Source organism: Collinsella sp. AM28-11LB (genome assembly GCF_003469895.1).
Classification (GTDB): domain Bacteria; phylum Actinomycetota; class Coriobacteriia; order Coriobacteriales; family Coriobacteriaceae; genus Collinsella.
Genome location: NZ_QSKJ01000002.1, coordinates 116,767 through 133,263, shown reverse-complemented (window position 1 = coordinate 133,263; position 16,497 = coordinate 116,767). Strand labels below are relative to the sequence as shown.

The window sequence follows — 16,497 nt, the reverse complement described above, 5'->3', positions numbered from 1 at the left end:
CCACCAACACCGCTGATACGACCTAACCTCGAGCTTCTTCGAGCATCTGCTTTGCGTGAGCCAAGCTTGCCTCGGACTGATCGCCGCTGAGCATGCGGGCGATCTCGGCGGTACGCGCTTCGCCGGTTACCTCGTCCAAATGCGTCTGGGGAACATCGCCCGGTTCCTTGCTGACAACATAATGCTTGTCGGCCATGACGGCAACCTGTGCCAAGTGGGTTACGACAATCACCTGATGTGTAGCGGCGAGATCTGCCAGCACGCCTGCAAGCGCACGCGCCGTGGAGCCACCAACACCAGCATCAACCTCGTCAAACACCAGCGTATCGACACCGTCTGCGTTACCGAGGACAACCTTGCTTGCCAGCATGACGCGGCTTAGCTCGCCGCCCGACGCAATTCGGCGCAGGGGGCGCGGCGTCAAACCGGCACCGCTGCGGTATAGCAGCTCGTAGCTCGAAGGACCAACGGGCGTCCACTCAGCACGGGGAAGATCACGTGACTCCCAGACGAGCTCGGCACTACCCATCTCCAAGCGCGCCATCTGGCGGCCAACCTCGTGGCAGAAGCGCGGGGCCGCCGTATTGCGAGCGCGCTTAAGTGCCTTGGCAGCGGCAAACAACTCGCGCTCGGCGATCCCGAGCGCCTCACGCGCCTGTTTGATCTGTTCATCGCCATCATCGACCAGGGACAGCAGCTCTTGCGAGCGATCGCGCATGGCAAACACATCGTCCATGGTGGGACCCCACTGACGCAACAGGCCCTTGAGGTCGGAATACCGCTCACGCATGCGAGCGAGCTCGCGCGGGTCGAAGGCGATGCCATCGCGATAGGCACGAAGCTCGTTCGCGCAATCCTCAAGGGAGATACAGGCATCCGAAAGCGCATCGGCAATGTCACCCAGTTTGCGATCGACGGCAGCCATACGGGAAAGCTCTGCCACGGCACTGTTCACGGCATCGAGCGCTCCCCCTTCGGCGGCAAGCGATGCATGGCCATCGTTAGCTGTGGCAACCAGTACCTCGGCATGTTCGGAGCGCGGTAGCAGTTCCTCGAGCTCCTCATACTCGCCCGGCTTGGGGTCGACCTCGCCGATGCGCTCGAGGGCAAAGCGCGCCTCCTCGACGCGGCTCCCCTGCGCACGCGAGGCCTCTTCGACACGTCGAACTTCCTTGGCGGCAGCGCGCGATGCCTTAAAGCAGGTGCGGTACGCATCCAGCGCCTCGAGCGCAGAGCGCCCCGCCCAGGCATCGACCATCGCAACGTGATGCGCCGGGTCGAGCAAGCGCTGATGCTCATGCTGCCCGCACAAATCCATCATCACGCCAACGCGCTCCGAAAGCTCGCGCACGCTGGCGATGCGGCCGTCAATTTTTACGCGACTGCGGCCCTCGGCGGAAAGGCTGCGCTGCACGGTGAAGCCTTCCGTGTCGTGCGGCCCGTCGAACAAGCGCGCCTCGACGCTCGCCAGCGCCTCGCCCTCGCGCACCATCGACGAATCCGCGCGCTCGCCCAAAATGAGCTTGAGCGCCGAGAGCAGCGCGGTCTTGCCGGCGCCGGTCTCGCCGGTCAGGACAGTCAGGCCGGCACTCGGCACCAACGTCGCCTCGCGAATGAGTGCAATGTTAGAAACCTGCAGCTCATCGATCATGACGGACTCCGTAGAATACGCGGCTCACCGAGTTATAAAAGCTCTCGGGGCCGTAATCGAGCAGCAGCACATCTCCGGGCCCACGACGCGCCGCCACGCTCTCGACGGTCCCATCGCAGGTAATAAACTGTCCATCGATAGCGATCGCCGGAACGCTCGGGCGGTCATCAGACATAAAGATTTCGACGACATCACTCGGCGAAGTCAAAAAGGCACGGGCCTGAATGGTGTGCGGGGCAATGGGTACGCAGACCATGCCCGTATAGTCGGGGCTCACGATGGGGCCACCGGCACTCAGCGCGTACCCCGTAGAACCAGTCGCCGTGGACACGACCACGCCATCACCACGCAAGCGATCGATATGGTGGTCCGACACTGTGATGTCAAACTCGACCATATCGGAAAGGGGGCCGCGCGTGAGCGCCATGTCGTTGAGGGCGAACGTGCGCACAACATCCTTCGTGCCATCGTCGCGCACGGACACGATATCCGCGGCGATCGTGGCGCGACGGCTCACGTGCAGCTCGCCGGACAGGGCATCGCTCACGACCTGCAGGATGTCGCGCTCCTCCGGACTCGCAGCAGTTAAAAAGCCCAGGTGGCCATAGGAAAGACCGAGGATAGGAATCTCGCGATAGTTGAGGATACGAGCCGCGCGCAGCAGCGTGCCGTCGCCGCCGAGCGTAATGACCAGGTCGGCATCGTCAACATCGGGCGCGCTCTGGATCTTGGAGCGCTGATCGGCAGCCCATGCCACCTCGTAGCCCTGGCGCGAAAGCCAAAGCTCGAGCATCAGGCCACTCTCGACCGCCTCTTGCTTGTAGTAATTGGGAACCAGAAAGACCTTCATAGCGTTGCAGCTTTCTCGCTCAAAACCGATACCTGGGATTGCAGCTCATCGTCGGTGCGTTCACCGGGGGCAAACCTCGTGCCGTACAGGAAAAACTCAACGTTGCCCTTGGCACCATGAATGGGTGACACGCACACATCGACCGGGAACAGGCCCTTGGCAGCAAAGAGCTCAATCGCCGCCGCGAGTGTATCGCGGCGCACAGCGGGATCGGTCACAATGCCGCCCTCACCCACCAGCGCCGCCGGAGCCTCAAACTGCGGCTTTACGAGCGTGCAGAATGCGCCCATAGGTGCCAGGCACGCCAGCACCGCATCGATAATGTTCGCAATGCTGGTAAACGAGACATCACACACAGCCAGGTCGATGGCGCCCGCATAGCCAAGCTCGGGCAGCTGCGTCACGTTTGTGCGCTCATGCAGTGTCACGCGATCGTCCTGACGCAACGACCAATCGAACTGGGCGCGACCCACGTCCACCGAGACAACGGTCGCAGCTCCGCGCTTGAGCAGGCAATCGGTAAAGCCGCCGGTAGAGCAGCCAACATCCAGACAGGCAAGGCCCGTCGGATTGATGTCAAACGCATCAAGCGCGCCTTCGAGCTTAAGACCGCCGCGGCCGACATAGGGAATGCGCCCCTTCACGTGCAGCGGCAGACCCGGGGTCACCTTAAGGCCCGGCGAAGTCAAGCGCTCGCCGCCACTCGAGACCAAGCCGGCCATAAGAGTGCGAAGGGCATCCGCGCGATCGGCGCAGATGCCCTGTGAAATCAGTTCGTCATCAAGACGCACGCGTTTCATGAATGCCATCAACCATTCGTATCCGGAGATGCGGCTAGCTATCCTGGGATTCGTTTGCCGCGTCCTCATCGTATTCCTGCTCGAGCTTATCGGCCTCACGCGGAGTCAGCTCAAACTTGTCGACCATATCGACCGCGCGGGAGCCCAGCTCAATCGCCTCGTCAAACAGATCGAGTGAACGCTCCAAGGACGTATCCTTGGAGCGAACGGTAGCGATGATCTGGTCTAGACGGTCCGAGATCTCGTCAAAGTTGCGGACAGAACCCTCTGGCATGACTACTCCTCGACGGAGTCGGCCTCGACGGCCTCAGCAGCGTCCGCATCCTCGGCTAATACGCCGGCGGCAGCCTGAGCGGCAGCGACCTTGGCGGCCGCCTCGGCAGCCTGTGCCTCCTCGCGAGCGCGATCCTCGGCCAGCAGCTCCTGGTACAGGTCCTCGCCCGGCAGCTCCTCGCTGCGAGCGATCTTGCCCAGCACGCCGTTGACAAACGATGCGGACTGGTCGGTACCATAAGCCTTAGCGATTTCTACGGCCTCGTTGATCACGATAGCGTCCGAAACCTCTTCGTCGGTGAGGAAGCGCATCTCATAGACAGCGATACGCAGCAGATTGCGGTCGGCACCGGGCATGCGCATAAGATCCCAGTTCTTGGCGACGGCGCGCAGGGCACAGTCGATGCGATCAATATGCTCGTAGGCACCGCGGCAAAGCACCAGCGCATAGGGGTCGAGGGGACCCTTCGAGATCAGGAAATCGCCCTCGAGGACACGCTCGAGCGGGCTGTCCGTGGCCTCGGCCTGGAACAGCAGCTGCAGCGCCTGACTGCGGGCAAGCGTGCGCCCGCGATAAACCTTAAGGCTCAAAGGTTACTCCTTGGGGAAAACGAGGCCGTCGATGCAAACGTCAACGCGCTCGACCTCAACGCCCACCTGGGCATCGATGGCGGCGACCACGGCGGCGCGAACGGCCTCGGCGAGTTTCTTGAACGGATAGCCAAAGAACACCACAACACGCACGGTGAGTGCGAGCTTGTCACCGACGACCTCGGCCTCGACCGCCGGCTCGGAAGCCGGGGCCTTGGACGAGAGCATCATGGAGACAAGGTTGGTGGCAAGGTCCTTGACGCCAACGGAGGCGACGCCCTCGACATCGGACACGGCGCGCGAGACGATGGCGGTCAGAACATCGGGTGAAATGCCGATGCCGTCAATCTTGATTTCCTGGGGCATGAGTCCTCCTAGAAGAGTTGGTTGCTAGACGCGGGAGACGAACTTGCCGTCGCGGGTGTCAACCTTGATGACCTCGCCCTCGTTAAGGTACATGGGGACCTGGATGACAGCGCCGGTGTCGATCGTGGCCGGCTTGGTGGAACCCTGAACGGTGTCGCCCTTAAAGCCCGGGTCGGTCTGGACAATGGTGGTCTCGATGAACATCGGCGGGGTCACGCCCATGAGCTCATCGTCGGCGAAGAGCAGCTGGCAGATGTCGTTCTCGCGCAGCCACTTGGAGTTCTCGCCCACCATGTCCTCGGGAACGGGAACCTGTTCATAGGACTCGTTGTCCATGAAGATGTAGTCGGTGCCATCGTTGTAGAGGTACTGGAACTCACGGGTGGTGAGCATGACGCTCTCGAACTTGGTGCCGGCGTTGCAGGTATTCTCGACGACGCGGCCGCTCTTGATGTCGCGGGTCTTGTAGCGCACAAACGCGCCACCCTTTCCCGGCTTGACATGCTGGAACTCGACGATGGTGTAGACCTTGTCCTTAATGCGGAGACCGAGGCCGTTCTTGAAGTCGGCGGTAGAAATGGTAGGCATAGCGACCTTTCTTGTTATAGGCAGAACGCACAAGCGTCCAAATTACATACGACCGAAATTATACACTTGCAGACGGCGCCTGCAGCGAGCGCATAAAAAGAGAACGCGGGGCGCCCGAATCATTTCGGACGCCCCGCCCCAAACTATCTACGAAGTAGACTAGCAGTCGATAACGTGGAGGTCATGCGGGGTCTTGGTGAAGGGCTCGTAGCCGTTCTCGGTGACCACGCCGTAGTCCTCCAAGCGCACGCCGCCCACACCAGGCAGGTACACGCCGGGCTCCATGGTAATAACCGAGCCAACTTCGATGATGTTCTTGCTACGGTTGAAGTTGGGCAGCTCGTGGATGTCGATACCGACGCCGTGGCCCAGGCCATGGTTGTAGTAATCGCCATAACCGGCATCCCCGATAATCTTCTTAGAAAGCTTGAAAATGTCGTTGCCCTCGACGCCCGGATGGATGGCGGCGACGCACTCCTCGTGCGTACGGCGCACGAGCGCGTACAGGTCGAGCTGCTCCTGGGTAGGCTCGCCCATCACGACGGTACGCGTCATATCGGAGCGGTAGTCGCAATAGCCCGCGCCGTAATCCATGAGGACGAAGTCGCCCTTCTCGATCACGCGGTCACTCGGGACGGCGTGCGGGTTCGCAGTGTTGGGACCGCTCGCGACGATGGAGCCAAAGGCCAAGCTGTCGGCGCCGTTGGCGAACATAAAGTTCTCGAGCTCGTTGCGAACCTGCTTCTCGGTCATACCAGGCTTAATAAAGCCGAGCATATGCTGGAAGGCGGCGTCGGTGATCGACTGTGCGTGGCGCATGAGCTCGATCTCCTCGGCATCCTTGACGGCGCGCATCTTACGGATGTCGTCGTGCATCAGCGGCAGCATGCAAGCGACGGAGCGGTCCTCCAGGCCGCGCTGAATGCCCTGGTAGAAGTTAATCTGCATATCGTCCTCGACAGCGCAGACGCGGCACTTGTTGGCCGCGATCTTGCCGGCGACCCAACCGGGGATGGTGCCCTCGTCCATGTCGTAGACCCAGGAACTGCCGGCGGGCGTGTTCTCCTCAAAGCTGTTGAGATAGCGCGAATCGGTATGGAACAGGCACTGGTCAGCCGTAATAAACGCCGCGTGCGGAAACTCGAAGGTGTAATCGAAGACGCCCTTCACGCCCGTAAGCCAACGAAGATTTGCCTCGTCGCGCACCACGATGGCGTCGTAGCCACGCTCGACCATCAGGGCACGGACACGCTCGATACGACCGGCAGGACCGGCAGCAAACTCAGACATGCAGATTCCTTTCTTGTTGTCGTCACATAAAGACGGGACGGGCTCAATCAGCGTACGAAAACGAAAGCGATTCGTAACCGATTGAAAACCCGTCCCTCAACATGATACGAAAGACGATGGATGTCAATAAATCTTAGAGAAGTTCCTTACGAGAAGCCAGATACGCCTGGGCATGGCGCTCGAGAACCTCGTCCTCCACGCTGGTCAAACGAATAGCGCCAAGCGCCGCGGGCAACGGCAGCATGCTACGGTTCGAGCGCGCGAACTGCTGCCTGCGGAACTCCTCGATATATGCGGCGGGCTCCAGATCGAAGGCAAGTTCCTCGATGCCAAAGTCCTCCAGGCAGTCATCGACCTCAAAGACGTAATCGATATCGAAGTCGCAGGCATCATGTGCAAGGCGCGCCTCAAAGCGCATGCCCTCGGACAACAGCTGGTAGGCAGGGACCTGCGAAGCGGCATCGCCCAAGCAGGCGCGCAGGGTGCGTTCCCCCATCTTGCCAAAATCGAGCGCATGGCGAGCGCTCGGGTTCGTGGCCGTCAGCACGTCCTTGCGGGCAGTCTGAGACCATTGGACGGCATTGACGAGCGCGACCTCCTCACCAGCAAGAATCTCGGGGACAGTCTCGATAAACTGATTCCAGCGCGACTTGCTGCTCGAAAGCATGGTGCCAACAAGTACCGCATAGCCGAGCTTGAGGTCCTCGGGGTCCGCTTCGCGAACAAGGTCGAGGTCACACACGACCAAGCCCGGTTCGAGACGAAACGCGATAGCGGGAAGCGCATTCGCCGACGAAGCGACGAGCGGCTTCATGGTCGTCGCGACCGTGAGCATGGCGTCGAAGGTCGTCGGCAGCAGCGCGCACTCGGTTCGGCCACACCACTGGTTGGCGCACCAGCTAACAACCGAGCAGGTTGCGGCATCGCCAACGGCGACAACCAGATCGTCGCAGGTAACGCCGTTGGCAGACAGGGCGCCAAAGATAGCATCGGCATCGGCCAGCGCGGCACCGGCAGGCGAAACCTCGAGGACGAGCAGCGACACGGCAAAGCCGGCATCGACCAGAGCATGCTCAACGACCTCGCCAAAACGCTCTGACGTGGCGGTGTTCCAAACGACCATCGCACGCTTAGGCTTGCCCACGGCCGAGGCAAACATACGCGACAGCTCATCGAACGCGCCCAATCCGACACGGACATCGACGCTGCGGTTTTGGAAATTGATCAGTTGACGGCGAATCATAGCAGTCCACGCTCCAAAAGCATCTCGGCACAAAGGTAGGAAACGTCCTCGAAGGACTTGTTGCGAATATCAAGGGTAAGGTCGGCGGCCTGGCGATACAGCGGACGGCGATGCTCAAACAGGCGCGCGGCATGCTCGGGCGAGCGGAAATCGGGGCGCGTGTCGCACCGACGAATCTGGCGCAACGAGTCCTCAAAGTCGCCCTCGAGGTACACGCACGTACCCATTTCGTGCATCAGTTTAATGTTCACTGGCGTCTCGACGATGCCACCCCCGCACGATACCAGCAGGCTGCGCTCGCTTTGAAGCGAACGGAGTGCCGAGGTCTCGAGCTCGCGAAAACGATCCTCGCCCTCGGTCTCAAAAATCTCGGTAACCGACTTGCCGCATCGACGCACGACCAGGCGGTCGGTATCGATAAAACGCCGCTTGAACATGGTGCCGACGTTGCGCGCGAGCGTCGATTTGCCCGCGCCCAAAAAGCCGATAAAGAAGATATGGTCGCAGCCGTGTTTGATGTGCTGGGACATAGAGAGACCTATTCCTCGCAGGGAAGGTCGCGCAGGGCCCGGCGCTCAAAGATACGGAAGATCTGCGTGTACCACAGGTCCTGGGTTGCTTGCGGCTTGACCAGGATGGTATCGACGCCGGCAAAGTTGCCGCTCCACACGTCCGTGTAGAGCTGATCACCGATCAGCACCGCCTCGTCGGCCGTGGCGCCGAGGCGCTTAAGACCCGCCTTGAGGGCAAACGGCGCCGGCTTCATGGCGTGGCTGATGGCCTCGAGCCCCAACTCGCGTGCAGAGCTCATGACCTGGTCGCGATGCCAGTTGTTGGACACCATGCACAGCTTAAAGCCTTTGGCACGGGCGGCATCGAGCCAAGCGGAAACCGCGGCGGGAACCTGCTCGGTATCGCGCGGCACCAGGGTGTTGTCGCGGTCGAGCAGAATGGCTCGCTTGCCGTCGGCCCACAGGGCATCAAGGTCGATGCGATCGACCGAGGCAACGTATCGTTTGGGGCTAAAAATCCTCATGCTAATTCCAAGACTGTTGGTGCTCTTCGTAGGTCTTCGAGAAATACTCCTCGTCCTGCGTAATGTAGAAATACAGGTCATCGGAGTCGGTCGGCTCAAGGGTAGCCTTGAGCGCCTCGAACGACGGAGAGCAGATGGGCGTGGGCGGCAGGCCCTCGTGCTTATAGGTGTTATACGGGCTATCGCTCTGCAGATCGTCGGCGGTAACCTCGCCGCCGGTAACATACATCATGGTCGCATCGCTGTTGAGATAACGCAGACCGTCAAGCTTACCGGCGAGGCGGTTGTAGAAGACCGAGGCAACGTGCGACCGTTGATCGGCGTTGAGACCCTCGCGCTCAACGATAGAGGCAAGGTTAACGATGTCGTAATCGGACATCTCCACACCGTAGCGCTCCTTGATCTTGGCCTCGCAGCTGGCAAAGTCAAGCGACTTGTACTCGGTCTTAAACTGATCGAGCATGGCGCGAATCACATCATCGGCCGTCGGCGAATCGCCCAGCGAATAGGTCTTGGGGAACAAGAAGCCCTCGAGCGAATCGTTTGCAGCACCCCTAAGGAAGCTATAATCGTCCACGTAGTTGGAGGCCTTGGCCTGGTTGAGGAAGTCTTCCTTAGAGATGCTGTCGTAGGCCTGGGCCACACGGTCGGCGACTTGATCGACCGTCAAGCCCTCGGGAATCGTCAGCGCATTGGAGCCCGCGTTAGGGCCTTCCATGAGTTGCTGCACCACTTTAGTCGCATCCATGAGCGTGGTGAACGAATAAGTACCGGGCTTAAGCGACATATCGGCGTTGAGCTTTTTTACCGCCGCATAGTAATCCTTGGGATTTTCGACGATATGGTTCTCGGAGAGAATCGAGGCGATCGTATCGCCCGAAGCACCGTCGGGAATGGTCACCGTAACCTGCTGACCAGCCGTGACCTTCGAATCCTCGCCGGCAAAGAAGCCCTTGACGACTGGCACGACAAAGAACACGATCGCGACAAGCGCAAGCACGGCGACAACGCCACCGATAATCATAGGCACCGGGGAGCTTTTCTTTTGGGCACCACGGCGGGCGTGCGTGTTATAGCTCGATCGCGTGGCCGGAGCAACGCCGTGCGAGCCATGAGCGTGATGCGGATGCGATTGGGGGGCCTGCGTTCGCTGGATAGGTGCCTGCTGCTTAAAGCGGGTACCGCCTGTAGGCTGGGCTGTACGAGCAGTGGGCTGCTGACCCGTCCGCTGAGCAGGTTGGGCCGAACGAGAGGAGGACTGCACCGGGCGCGCGGCAGGCTGAGCTGCGCGCTGTGTCGGCTGTGCCGGACGCTGGCCAGGTTGGGTAGGGCGCGGCACAAGCTGTCGTGTACGAATCGGCTGGCGCGGATCGGAAGCGCTAGGCATGCGAGACCTCCTCGTTTTTACGATCAAGCCACGTCTGCAAAAACAGGCTAGCGGCAATCATGTCAATCTTGCCCCTCATCTGCTTTTCGTTGAGTCCCTGCTCGCGCAAGATGCGCTTGGCCTCTTGCGAGGACAGGCGCTCGTCCTCAAACTCCAGCGGAAGTTCGAGCTCGTCGGCAATCTTTTGCGCTACGGCGGCGACGCGCTCGGCCTGGGGGCCGGGCTCACCGGCCATAGTCAAGGGACGTCCGCTTACCAGGATATCGGGCTCATAGTCCTCGACCATGTAGCGAAACGTCTTGGCCATACCGGTGACCTCAGCAGCCGGAAGCACCTTGACAGGCATTGCCATCTTGCCATCACGGCTTGAGACGGCAATACCGATCCTAGTCTCCCCTATGTCCAGCGCGAGCGCGACCACAGCGACTACTTAGGTTCTTAGGCGCCGAGCGCGGTCTTGGCGACCGCGAGGGCATCGGCGATACCGGCAGCGTTCTTGCCACCGGCCTGGGCCATGTTGGGACGACCGCCACCGCGACCATCGACCAGGCCCGCGATCTGCTTGATCACGTTGCCGGCGTGGAAACCGGCCTTCACAGCGTCATCGGAGCCGGCGGCGAGCAGGGCCGGGGTGCCCTTCTCGGTAACGCTGGCAACTACGCAGGCGACGGGGCCGGCAACCTTCTGGCGCACGGTATCCCAGACGTTGCGCAGGTCTGCGGCCTCGAGACCCTGGAGCTCAGCGACGACGAGCTTGTATCCATTCAGCTCGACAGCGCCGTCGATGGCGCTGGAAATGGCGTCGGAGGAGCCACCGGTCAGAGCCTTCTTGAGCTTGTTAGAAGTCTCGCGCAGCTCGGCCTGCAGGTTCTCCACGCGGGCGGGAACCTCGTCGACGCGGCACTTGAGCGCAGCGGCGGCAGCGTCAACGAGCGCCAGGCGGTCGTCCATGTAATCGAGAGCGCCCTTGGAGGTCACGGCCTCGATACGCCGGACGTTCGAACCCGTGGAGGACTCGGAAATGATCTTGAACAGACCGATCTCGGCGGTATTGGCGGCATGCGTACCACCGCAGAGCTCGCGGGAGAACGGCTGATCCTCGGCGCCCACGGAGACGACGCGGACGACGTCTCCGTACTTCTCGCCAAACAGGGCGACAGCGCCGGCGGCCTTGGCCTCATCGATGCCCATGACGCGGGTCACGACCGGCTTGGAAGCGAAAATCTGCTGGTTGACCAGGTCCTCGACAGCCTTGAGCTGCTCGGAAGACAGAGCCTCGAAGTGCGTGAAGTCAAAGCGCAGGTGCTCGGGCGTCACCAGCGAGCCGGCCTGGGAGACATGCTCGCCTAGGACCTGCTTAAGCGCGGCGTCGAGCAGGTGGGTGGCGGTGTGGTTACGGCGCAGGAAACCACGGCGCTCGGCGTCGAGCGCGGCGGTCACGGTAGCACCGACGGTCAGCGTGCCCTCGGCAACGTGTGCGACGTGAGCATACAGGCCATTGTGGTTCTTGGTGTCGGCAACAGTCAGAACAACGCCCTCGGCGGAAAGCTTGCCGGCGTCGCCCTGCTGGCCACCCATCTCGGCGTAGAACGGGGTGCGGTCGAGCACGACCTCAACATCCTCGCCGGCGGCAGCGGACTCGACGGACTCGCCGTTGCGCACGATGGCGACAACCTTGGCGCCCTCAATCACATCGTTGTCGTAACCGTCGAACTCGGTCGCGGCAACCTTGTCGGAAAGCTCGACCCACACGTCGTTGAAGCTGCCCCAGGCGTCGCCCTTGGCATTGGCGCGAGCGCGGGCCTTCTGGTCCTCCATGCAGGCGGTGAAACCGTCCATGTCGACGTCATGGCCAGCAGCGCCGGCGATCTCGACGGTCAGGTCGATGGGGAAACCAAAAGTGTCGTGCAGCTTAAAGGCAACGTCGCCCGGAAGGACGGCGCCGTCGGCGAGCGCTGCCAGGGCCTCGTCAAGATAAACGCGGCCGTTGTCGAGAGTCGTGGAGAAGCGCTCCTCCTCGGAGGCAACGATACCCTTGACGAGCGCGACGTTCTTGAGCAGCTCAGGGTAGGCCTCGCCCATCTGAGCGTTGACCTCGTCGATGAACTTGGTCAGGAAGGCGCCCTCGATGCCCAGCAGGCGGCCGTGGAACACGGCACGGCGGAGCAGTCGGCGCAGGACGTACTCGCGGCCCTCGTTACCGGGCAGGATGCCGTCCGAGATCATAAAGTCGACGGCACGGGAGTGGTCGGCAATGATGCGCAGGGAGCGGCTGGCGCCGGAGTAATCGTCGGCGTCATAGGTCTTGCCGCTAATCTCCTCACCGAGCTTGATGAGGTGCTGCATCAGATCGCCGTCGTAGTTGGCGGTCTTATGCTGCATGATAGCGGCCATGCGCTCCAGGCCCATGCCCGTATCGAGGTTGCGGTGCGGCAGCTCCGGCATGGAGCCGTCCTCCTGCCGGTCGTACTGGGTAAACACGAGGTTCCAGAACTCAAGGAAGCGGTCGCAGTCGCAGCCGGGCTTGCAGTCGGAGCTGCCGCAACCGACCTCCTCGCCCATGTCAAAGTAGATCTCGGAGCACGGACCGCAGGGGCCGGTGGGGCCAGCGGCCCAGAAGTTGTCGTCCTCGCCCAGGCGGGAGATGTGATCCTCGGCAACGCCCAGAGAGCGCCACACATCGTGGGTCTCGTCGTCTTCGGTAAAGACGGTGAAGTACAGGCGGTCGAGCGGCAGCTTGAACTCCTTGGTGATGAGCTCAAAAGCCCAAGCGCAGGCCTGCTGCTTGGAGATGCCGCCAAAGGAGAAGTCGCCGAGCATCTCAAAGAAGGACAGGTGACGGCCGTCCTCACCGATGCAGTCGATGTCGTTGGTGCGGACACACTTCTGGCAGGAGATCGCGCCGATCTCCTTCATGGTCTTCTTGCCCTGGTAGTACTCCTTAAACTGGTTCATGCCGGCGTTGGCAAGCAGCAGCGAAGGATCGTCGGGGACGAGGGACGAAGAAGGATAGAGCTTAAGACCGCGCCCCTCAAAGAAGTTGAGGAACTTAGAGCGAATCTCGGCCGTAGTCATTGACGGGTAGTCAGCACTCATAGAGGGAATCTCCTCGGTTTCACATCGAAACAGTTCAAACGTAACGATATTACCATCCCACCGCGCAAGTGCAAAAAGAGGGCCGGCACAATGCCGGCCCTTCAGCGAAATTGCATGTTAGCGCGTATGAATATTGAATCGAATTACCCCGCTAGTTGTCGTCATCGTCCATGGAGCCGTCGATGCCGGTTTTGGTGTCGTCATCCGTGTTGGAATCGTCATCCTTGGCGAAGGGATTCTTGAAGAAACCCGTCGCATCGGGCTGCAGACCCGAGAGCTTAATCCAGGGATTATCGAGCTCAGGCTTGGGCATGGCCTTGGCCTCGGGCGCAGTCTCGTTGCCGATGAGCTCGGACTCGTAGATGAACGTATCATCTCCGAGCGCGTCGTAGGCGGCGACCGGGTTCCCATCGGCATCGCGGTACGGTGTGCCCTTAAACACGGCGCCGTCGTATGCCACGAGCTGACGGCCGGTCTCATTCTCGAAGTAGTACACGAAGATACCCTTGAGGGCCGCACACAACGGGATGGCAATAATCATGCCGATGGGGCCCATGAGTGCCGAGCCAATAACGAGCGCCGTGAGGCTCATGATGGGATGCACCTGCACCGAGCTCTGCATGACCTTAGGCGAAATCACGTTATCGGTGACGTTTTGTGCGACCATCGTCACGATGAGCGTCCATAACGCCAACATGGGGCTGAACATAAAGCCGAGTACCGTGGCGATTGCTGCGCTCACCCAGGGACCGACGACCGGAACCAAATGCATGATGCCGGTAAAGATAGCCATGAGCGCCGCATACGGATGGCCGATGATCATAAAACCGATAAAGGCAAGGAAGCCACCGCAGATGGACGTCACGACCATACCGCGCATGTAGCCGCCGACGGAGCGAGAAAGGATGGCGACCATAAAGCGGTACGAGGTCTCCTTCTCCTGACCGATGATGGTGCAAATCTCGCGGTGCATGCGAGGGTAGTCGCAGGCCATCCAGTAGGCAAGCACCAGACCAAGGAAGATCACGAACAACTGCGAGGCCGTATTGGTGATGAGCGGGAACACACCGCGGCCAAGCTCGGCAGCGATCTGTGACACATACTTCGATGCCACAGCGACCAGCGACGAAAGATTATCGTCCAAATACTCCTTGAGCGGCGTGTTGTTAAGCGTCTTGGCATGCGAGATCATCTCATTGAGATCGCCACCCGCAACACGAAGCTGCTCGGGCAGGCGGCTCAGGACTTCCATGATCTGACCAAAAAGAATCGGCGACAAGATGCAAACGACACCGACGAGCACGGCAACGACAACAATAAGCGCGATAAGCGAACCGATGCCGCGATTCACACCATGGTGCTCGAGCCAGTTGGTGATCGGGGACATCACAAAAGCAATAATGGAGCCGACGGCGAGAAACTCGATAACCGGTGCCAGGATGCCCATAAGGTTAAAGATGACAGCAGCAATAACAATGCAGCCGACAACAGCCCAAATGCGCAGCGTCATAATGCGGGTGCCGCGCAGCGCGCGATCGGTTTGCTGGGGGCGCTCACTCATGAACGAATCATCACTCCGTCGGGGTCGATCTTGTCCTGAATCTTCTTAAGCGTGCGGCGCAGCAGACGCGAAACCTGCACCTGAGAAATACCCAGCTTCTTGGCGATCTCGATCTGGGTCATGCCCTTCACGAAGCGCAGCTCGATCACCTCGCGCTCGCGCGGCGAGAAATCGCGAATGGCCTCCTCAATCACCAAGCGGTCATCGGTAAAGTCGAGCTCATTATCCTCGTCGGCATAACGGTCGAGAATCGAAGGCGAATCGTCGAAATCAGATGTACCGGGAGCCTCGATAGGCACCGAGGTATAGGCCGAAGACGATTCCATAGCCTCGAGGACCTCGTCGACAGTCACATCTAGATACTCAGCGATCTCCTCAACCTTGGGCGAACGCTGCAGCTCGTTGGTAAGTTTGTCAGTAGCCTGGTTGACCTTGGCCGAGAGCTCCTGCAGACGACGCGGCACGCGTACGCTCCAGCCCTTGTCGCGGAAATGGCGTTTGATCTCACCCAGGATAGTGGGTGTCGCAAACGTCGTGAACTCAAGTCCGCGTTCAGGGTCAAAGCGGTCGATAGCCTTGAGCAAGCCCAGATAGCCGACCTGCAAAAGGTCATCGAGTGGCTCGCCGCGATTCTTAAATTTGTTGGCAAGAAACCTTACCAGGTTCATATGGGACATGACGAGCTGCTCGCGGGCGTCCGGATCACCGGTCTCCTTGTAGCGGCGAAACAGCTCGCGGGTTTTCTCCTTATCCCAAGCGGTCTTGCCGCTCCGGGAACGTTCGGTCATATTAGATATCCGCCTTGAGGTCGAGGGAAAGCGTCAGGGGCGCCGCGGTCTTTTCGTAGGAGTCGCACACGCTTGCAAGGATGAGCTCGGCATACACCGCAGCCTGGTCGTCTTCATCGACAGTCGCCTGATCGCCAAAGGTAAAGGTCATGCCCACGTGCGATTCGTCGACATCGAATTTGATCGAGATATCGTCGGAATCAACAGCCGTGCAGCCAAAGATGAAGGCTTCCTCGGCAGCCATGCGGATGTCCTCGATGCGATCGACAGACATGGAGCACAGGGCACCAACGTTGGCCGCCGTCATGCGCACAAGGCGAGCGAGACGCGGGTCACCAGCAACGGTAAGCGTGATGGGGCAGGTTGCTTCGCTACTCATCTCAGGACTCCTCAGAGGTCTCGGCGGGCGTATAGGTGTAATACTGAGCCGGCCTGGCTACAGACTTGTGAGCCACATCTGCGCCACCGGCGGCCTCGTCCTCGCCAATTAGGACGCGCTCGGTGGGCTGCTCGGCCTCCGCAGCGGCAGCGGCGAGCTTGCGCTCGGCGTCAGCTGCAGGTGCCTTCACCTTATTGAACAGCTTCTGCACGGCACCGGCGGCAGAATCGGTCACGCTCGACACGGCGTTGCTGGCCTCGGCCATACTGCCCGTGACCTCGGAAATGTCGCGAACGACGGCCTCAACCTCAACGAGGTTGGACGTCAGGGCGTCAACGGCGGTCTTGCTCGACTTAAGCAGCGGCTCAATCTGGGCAAGTGCCGGTGTAAGCTCGTCGACAGCGCCGTCGAGTTTTGCCACCACCGGCTGCGCCTCGGCGATAGTGTTGTTGAGGTCGGTTACGGTCTTATCGAGCGAGTCGACAACGGTGCGGGTCTTGCGCAGCGTGAGCGCGAGCTCAGCGATAGCCCACACGCCGGCAATGGCAAGCACCAGCAGGGCAATTTGAATGGGACTCATACAAGCCTCCCGGAAAAA

At 60.6% G+C, this 16,497-nt stretch carries 18 protein-coding genes; all 18 read right to left on the bottom strand.

Annotated features, from left to right (window positions below):
- Positions 1-22: 22 nt before the first annotated feature.
- The 18 genes from DW732_RS02545 to DW732_RS02460 all read right to left on the bottom strand — a co-directional run bounded on the left by DW732_RS02545 (position 23) and on the right by DW732_RS02460 (position 16,479).
- Positions 23-1,651 (bottom strand): DNA repair protein RecN, encoded by a 1,629-nt coding sequence (locus DW732_RS02545; protein WP_117762926.1) that lies wholly within the window; start codon positions 1,649-1,651, stop codon positions 23-25.
- A complete protein-coding gene (locus DW732_RS02540) occupies positions 1,641-2,501 on the bottom strand; it encodes an NAD(+)/NADH kinase (protein ID WP_117762925.1) in 861 nt (286 codons plus the stop codon). The genes DW732_RS02545 and DW732_RS02540 overlap by 11 nt, the downstream gene beginning before the upstream one ends.
- Complete coding sequence (locus DW732_RS02535) at positions 2,498-3,301, bottom strand: TlyA family RNA methyltransferase (RefSeq protein ID WP_233539338.1); 804 nt, start codon at positions 3,299-3,301, stop codon at positions 2,498-2,500. Before DW732_RS02535 ends, DW732_RS02540 begins: the two co-directional genes overlap by 4 nt.
- A 34-nt stretch (positions 3,302-3,335) precedes the next feature.
- A complete protein-coding gene (locus DW732_RS02530; RefSeq protein ID WP_006233978.1) occupies positions 3,336-3,575 on the bottom strand; it encodes an exodeoxyribonuclease VII small subunit in 240 nt (79 codons plus the stop codon).
- A 2-nt stretch (positions 3,576-3,577) separates the two neighbouring features.
- Positions 3,578-4,165, bottom strand: a complete 588-nt coding sequence (gene nusB / locus DW732_RS02525; RefSeq protein ID WP_147326609.1) for a transcription antitermination factor NusB — start codon at positions 4,163-4,165, stop codon at positions 3,578-3,580.
- A 3-nt stretch (positions 4,166-4,168) separates the two neighbouring features.
- The gene (locus DW732_RS02520; protein WP_118098533.1) at positions 4,169-4,531 is read right to left on the bottom strand and encodes an Asp23/Gls24 family envelope stress response protein; all 363 of its coding nucleotides are present in this window, start codon (positions 4,529-4,531) and stop codon (positions 4,169-4,171) included.
- 24 nt (positions 4,532-4,555) lie between these two features.
- A complete protein-coding gene (gene efp / locus DW732_RS02515) occupies positions 4,556-5,119 on the bottom strand; it encodes an elongation factor P (protein WP_006233983.1) in 564 nt (187 codons plus the stop codon).
- Positions 5,120-5,278: 159 nt separating this feature from the next.
- Entirely contained in the window at positions 5,279-6,409 is a 1,131-nt protein-coding gene (locus DW732_RS02510; RefSeq protein WP_118098531.1) for a Xaa-Pro peptidase family protein, read from the bottom strand.
- Positions 6,410-6,542: 133 nt separating this feature from the next.
- Positions 6,543-7,652 (bottom strand): hypothetical protein, encoded by a 1,110-nt coding sequence (locus DW732_RS02505; RefSeq protein WP_118098529.1) that lies wholly within the window; start codon positions 7,650-7,652, stop codon positions 6,543-6,545.
- The gene (locus DW732_RS02500; protein ID WP_117735064.1) at positions 7,649-8,182 is read right to left on the bottom strand and encodes a shikimate kinase; all 534 of its coding nucleotides are present in this window, start codon (positions 8,180-8,182) and stop codon (positions 7,649-7,651) included. The genes DW732_RS02505 and DW732_RS02500 overlap by 4 nt, the downstream gene beginning before the upstream one ends.
- Before the next feature lie 8 nt (positions 8,183-8,190).
- Positions 8,191-8,688 carry a YqeG family HAD IIIA-type phosphatase gene (locus tag DW732_RS02495; protein WP_118098527.1) on the bottom strand — a complete coding sequence of 166 codons (498 nt, stop codon included), beginning with the start codon at positions 8,686-8,688 and terminating at the stop codon, positions 8,191-8,193.
- Position 8,689: 1 nt separating this feature from the next.
- Positions 8,690-10,075 carry an endolytic transglycosylase MltG gene (mltG, locus tag DW732_RS02490; RefSeq protein ID WP_233539332.1) on the bottom strand — a complete coding sequence of 462 codons (1,386 nt, stop codon included), beginning with the start codon at positions 10,073-10,075 and terminating at the stop codon, positions 8,690-8,692.
- Positions 10,068-10,496, bottom strand: a complete 429-nt coding sequence (ruvX, locus tag DW732_RS02485; RefSeq protein WP_118098524.1) for a Holliday junction resolvase RuvX — start codon at positions 10,494-10,496, stop codon at positions 10,068-10,070. Before ruvX ends, mltG begins: the two co-directional genes overlap by 8 nt.
- A 17-nt stretch (positions 10,497-10,513) precedes the next feature.
- Complete coding sequence (gene alaS / locus DW732_RS02480; RefSeq protein ID WP_118098522.1) at positions 10,514-13,171, bottom strand: alanine--tRNA ligase; 2,658 nt, start codon at positions 13,169-13,171, stop codon at positions 10,514-10,516.
- A gap of 151 nt (positions 13,172-13,322) precedes the next feature.
- Complete coding sequence (locus DW732_RS02475; protein WP_118098520.1) at positions 13,323-14,732, bottom strand: AI-2E family transporter; 1,410 nt, start codon at positions 14,730-14,732, stop codon at positions 13,323-13,325.
- Positions 14,729-15,520 carry an RNA polymerase sigma factor SigF gene (locus DW732_RS02470; RefSeq protein ID WP_118098518.1) on the bottom strand — a complete coding sequence of 264 codons (792 nt, stop codon included), beginning with the start codon at positions 15,518-15,520 and terminating at the stop codon, positions 14,729-14,731. The genes DW732_RS02475 and DW732_RS02470 overlap by 4 nt, the downstream gene beginning before the upstream one ends.
- Before the next feature lies 1 nt (position 15,521).
- On the bottom strand, positions 15,522-15,899 hold the full coding sequence (locus DW732_RS02465) for a hypothetical protein (RefSeq protein WP_022094590.1): 378 nt from the start codon (positions 15,897-15,899) through the stop codon (positions 15,522-15,524).
- Position 15,900: 1 nt separating this feature from the next.
- Entirely contained in the window at positions 15,901-16,479 is a 579-nt protein-coding gene (locus DW732_RS02460) for a hypothetical protein (protein ID WP_118098516.1), read from the bottom strand.
- Positions 16,480-16,497 lie beyond the last annotated feature (18 nt).

Excerpts from the sequence above, each read along its gene's own strand:
- DW732_RS02545 (WP_117762926.1), bottom strand. The coding sequence starts at position 1,651 with ATGATCGATGAGCTGCAGGTTTCTAACATTGCACTCATTCGCGAGGCG.
- DW732_RS02540 (WP_117762925.1), bottom strand. The coding sequence starts at position 2,501 with ATGAAGGTCTTTCTGGTTCCCAATTACTACAAGCAAGAGGCGGTCGAG.
- DW732_RS02535 (WP_233539338.1), bottom strand. The coding sequence starts at position 3,301 with ATGAAACGCGTGCGTCTTGATGACGAACTGATTTCACAGGGCATCTGC.
- DW732_RS02530 (WP_006233978.1), bottom strand. The coding sequence starts at position 3,575 with ATGCCAGAGGGTTCTGTCCGCAACTTTGACGAGATCTCGGACCGTCTA.
- DW732_RS02520 (WP_118098533.1), bottom strand. The coding sequence starts at position 4,531 with ATGCCCCAGGAAATCAAGATTGACGGCATCGGCATTTCACCCGATGTT.
- efp (WP_006233983.1), bottom strand. The coding sequence starts at position 5,119 with ATGCCTACCATTTCTACCGCCGACTTCAAGAACGGCCTCGGTCTCCGC.
- DW732_RS02510 (WP_118098531.1), bottom strand. The coding sequence starts at position 6,409 with ATGTCTGAGTTTGCTGCCGGTCCTGCCGGTCGTATCGAGCGTGTCCGT.
- DW732_RS02505 (WP_118098529.1), bottom strand. The coding sequence starts at position 7,652 with ATGATTCGCCGTCAACTGATCAATTTCCAAAACCGCAGCGTCGATGTC.
- DW732_RS02500 (WP_117735064.1), bottom strand. The coding sequence starts at position 8,182 with ATGTCCCAGCACATCAAACACGGCTGCGACCATATCTTCTTTATCGGC.
- DW732_RS02495 (WP_118098527.1), bottom strand. The coding sequence starts at position 8,688 with ATGAGGATTTTTAGCCCCAAACGATACGTTGCCTCGGTCGATCGCATC.
- mltG (WP_233539332.1), bottom strand. The coding sequence starts at position 10,075 with ATGCCTAGCGCTTCCGATCCGCGCCAGCCGATTCGTACACGACAGCTT.
- alaS (WP_118098522.1), bottom strand. The coding sequence starts at position 13,171 with ATGAGTGCTGACTACCCGTCAATGACTACGGCCGAGATTCGCTCTAAG.
- DW732_RS02475 (WP_118098520.1), bottom strand. The coding sequence starts at position 14,732 with ATGAGTGAGCGCCCCCAGCAAACCGATCGCGCGCTGCGCGGCACCCGC.
- DW732_RS02470 (WP_118098518.1), bottom strand. The coding sequence starts at position 15,520 with ATGACCGAACGTTCCCGGAGCGGCAAGACCGCTTGGGATAAGGAGAAA.
- DW732_RS02465 (WP_022094590.1), bottom strand. The coding sequence starts at position 15,899 with ATGAGTAGCGAAGCAACCTGCCCCATCACGCTTACCGTTGCTGGTGAC.
- DW732_RS02460 (WP_118098516.1), bottom strand. The coding sequence starts at position 16,479 with ATGAGTCCCATTCAAATTGCCCTGCTGGTGCTTGCCATTGCCGGCGTG.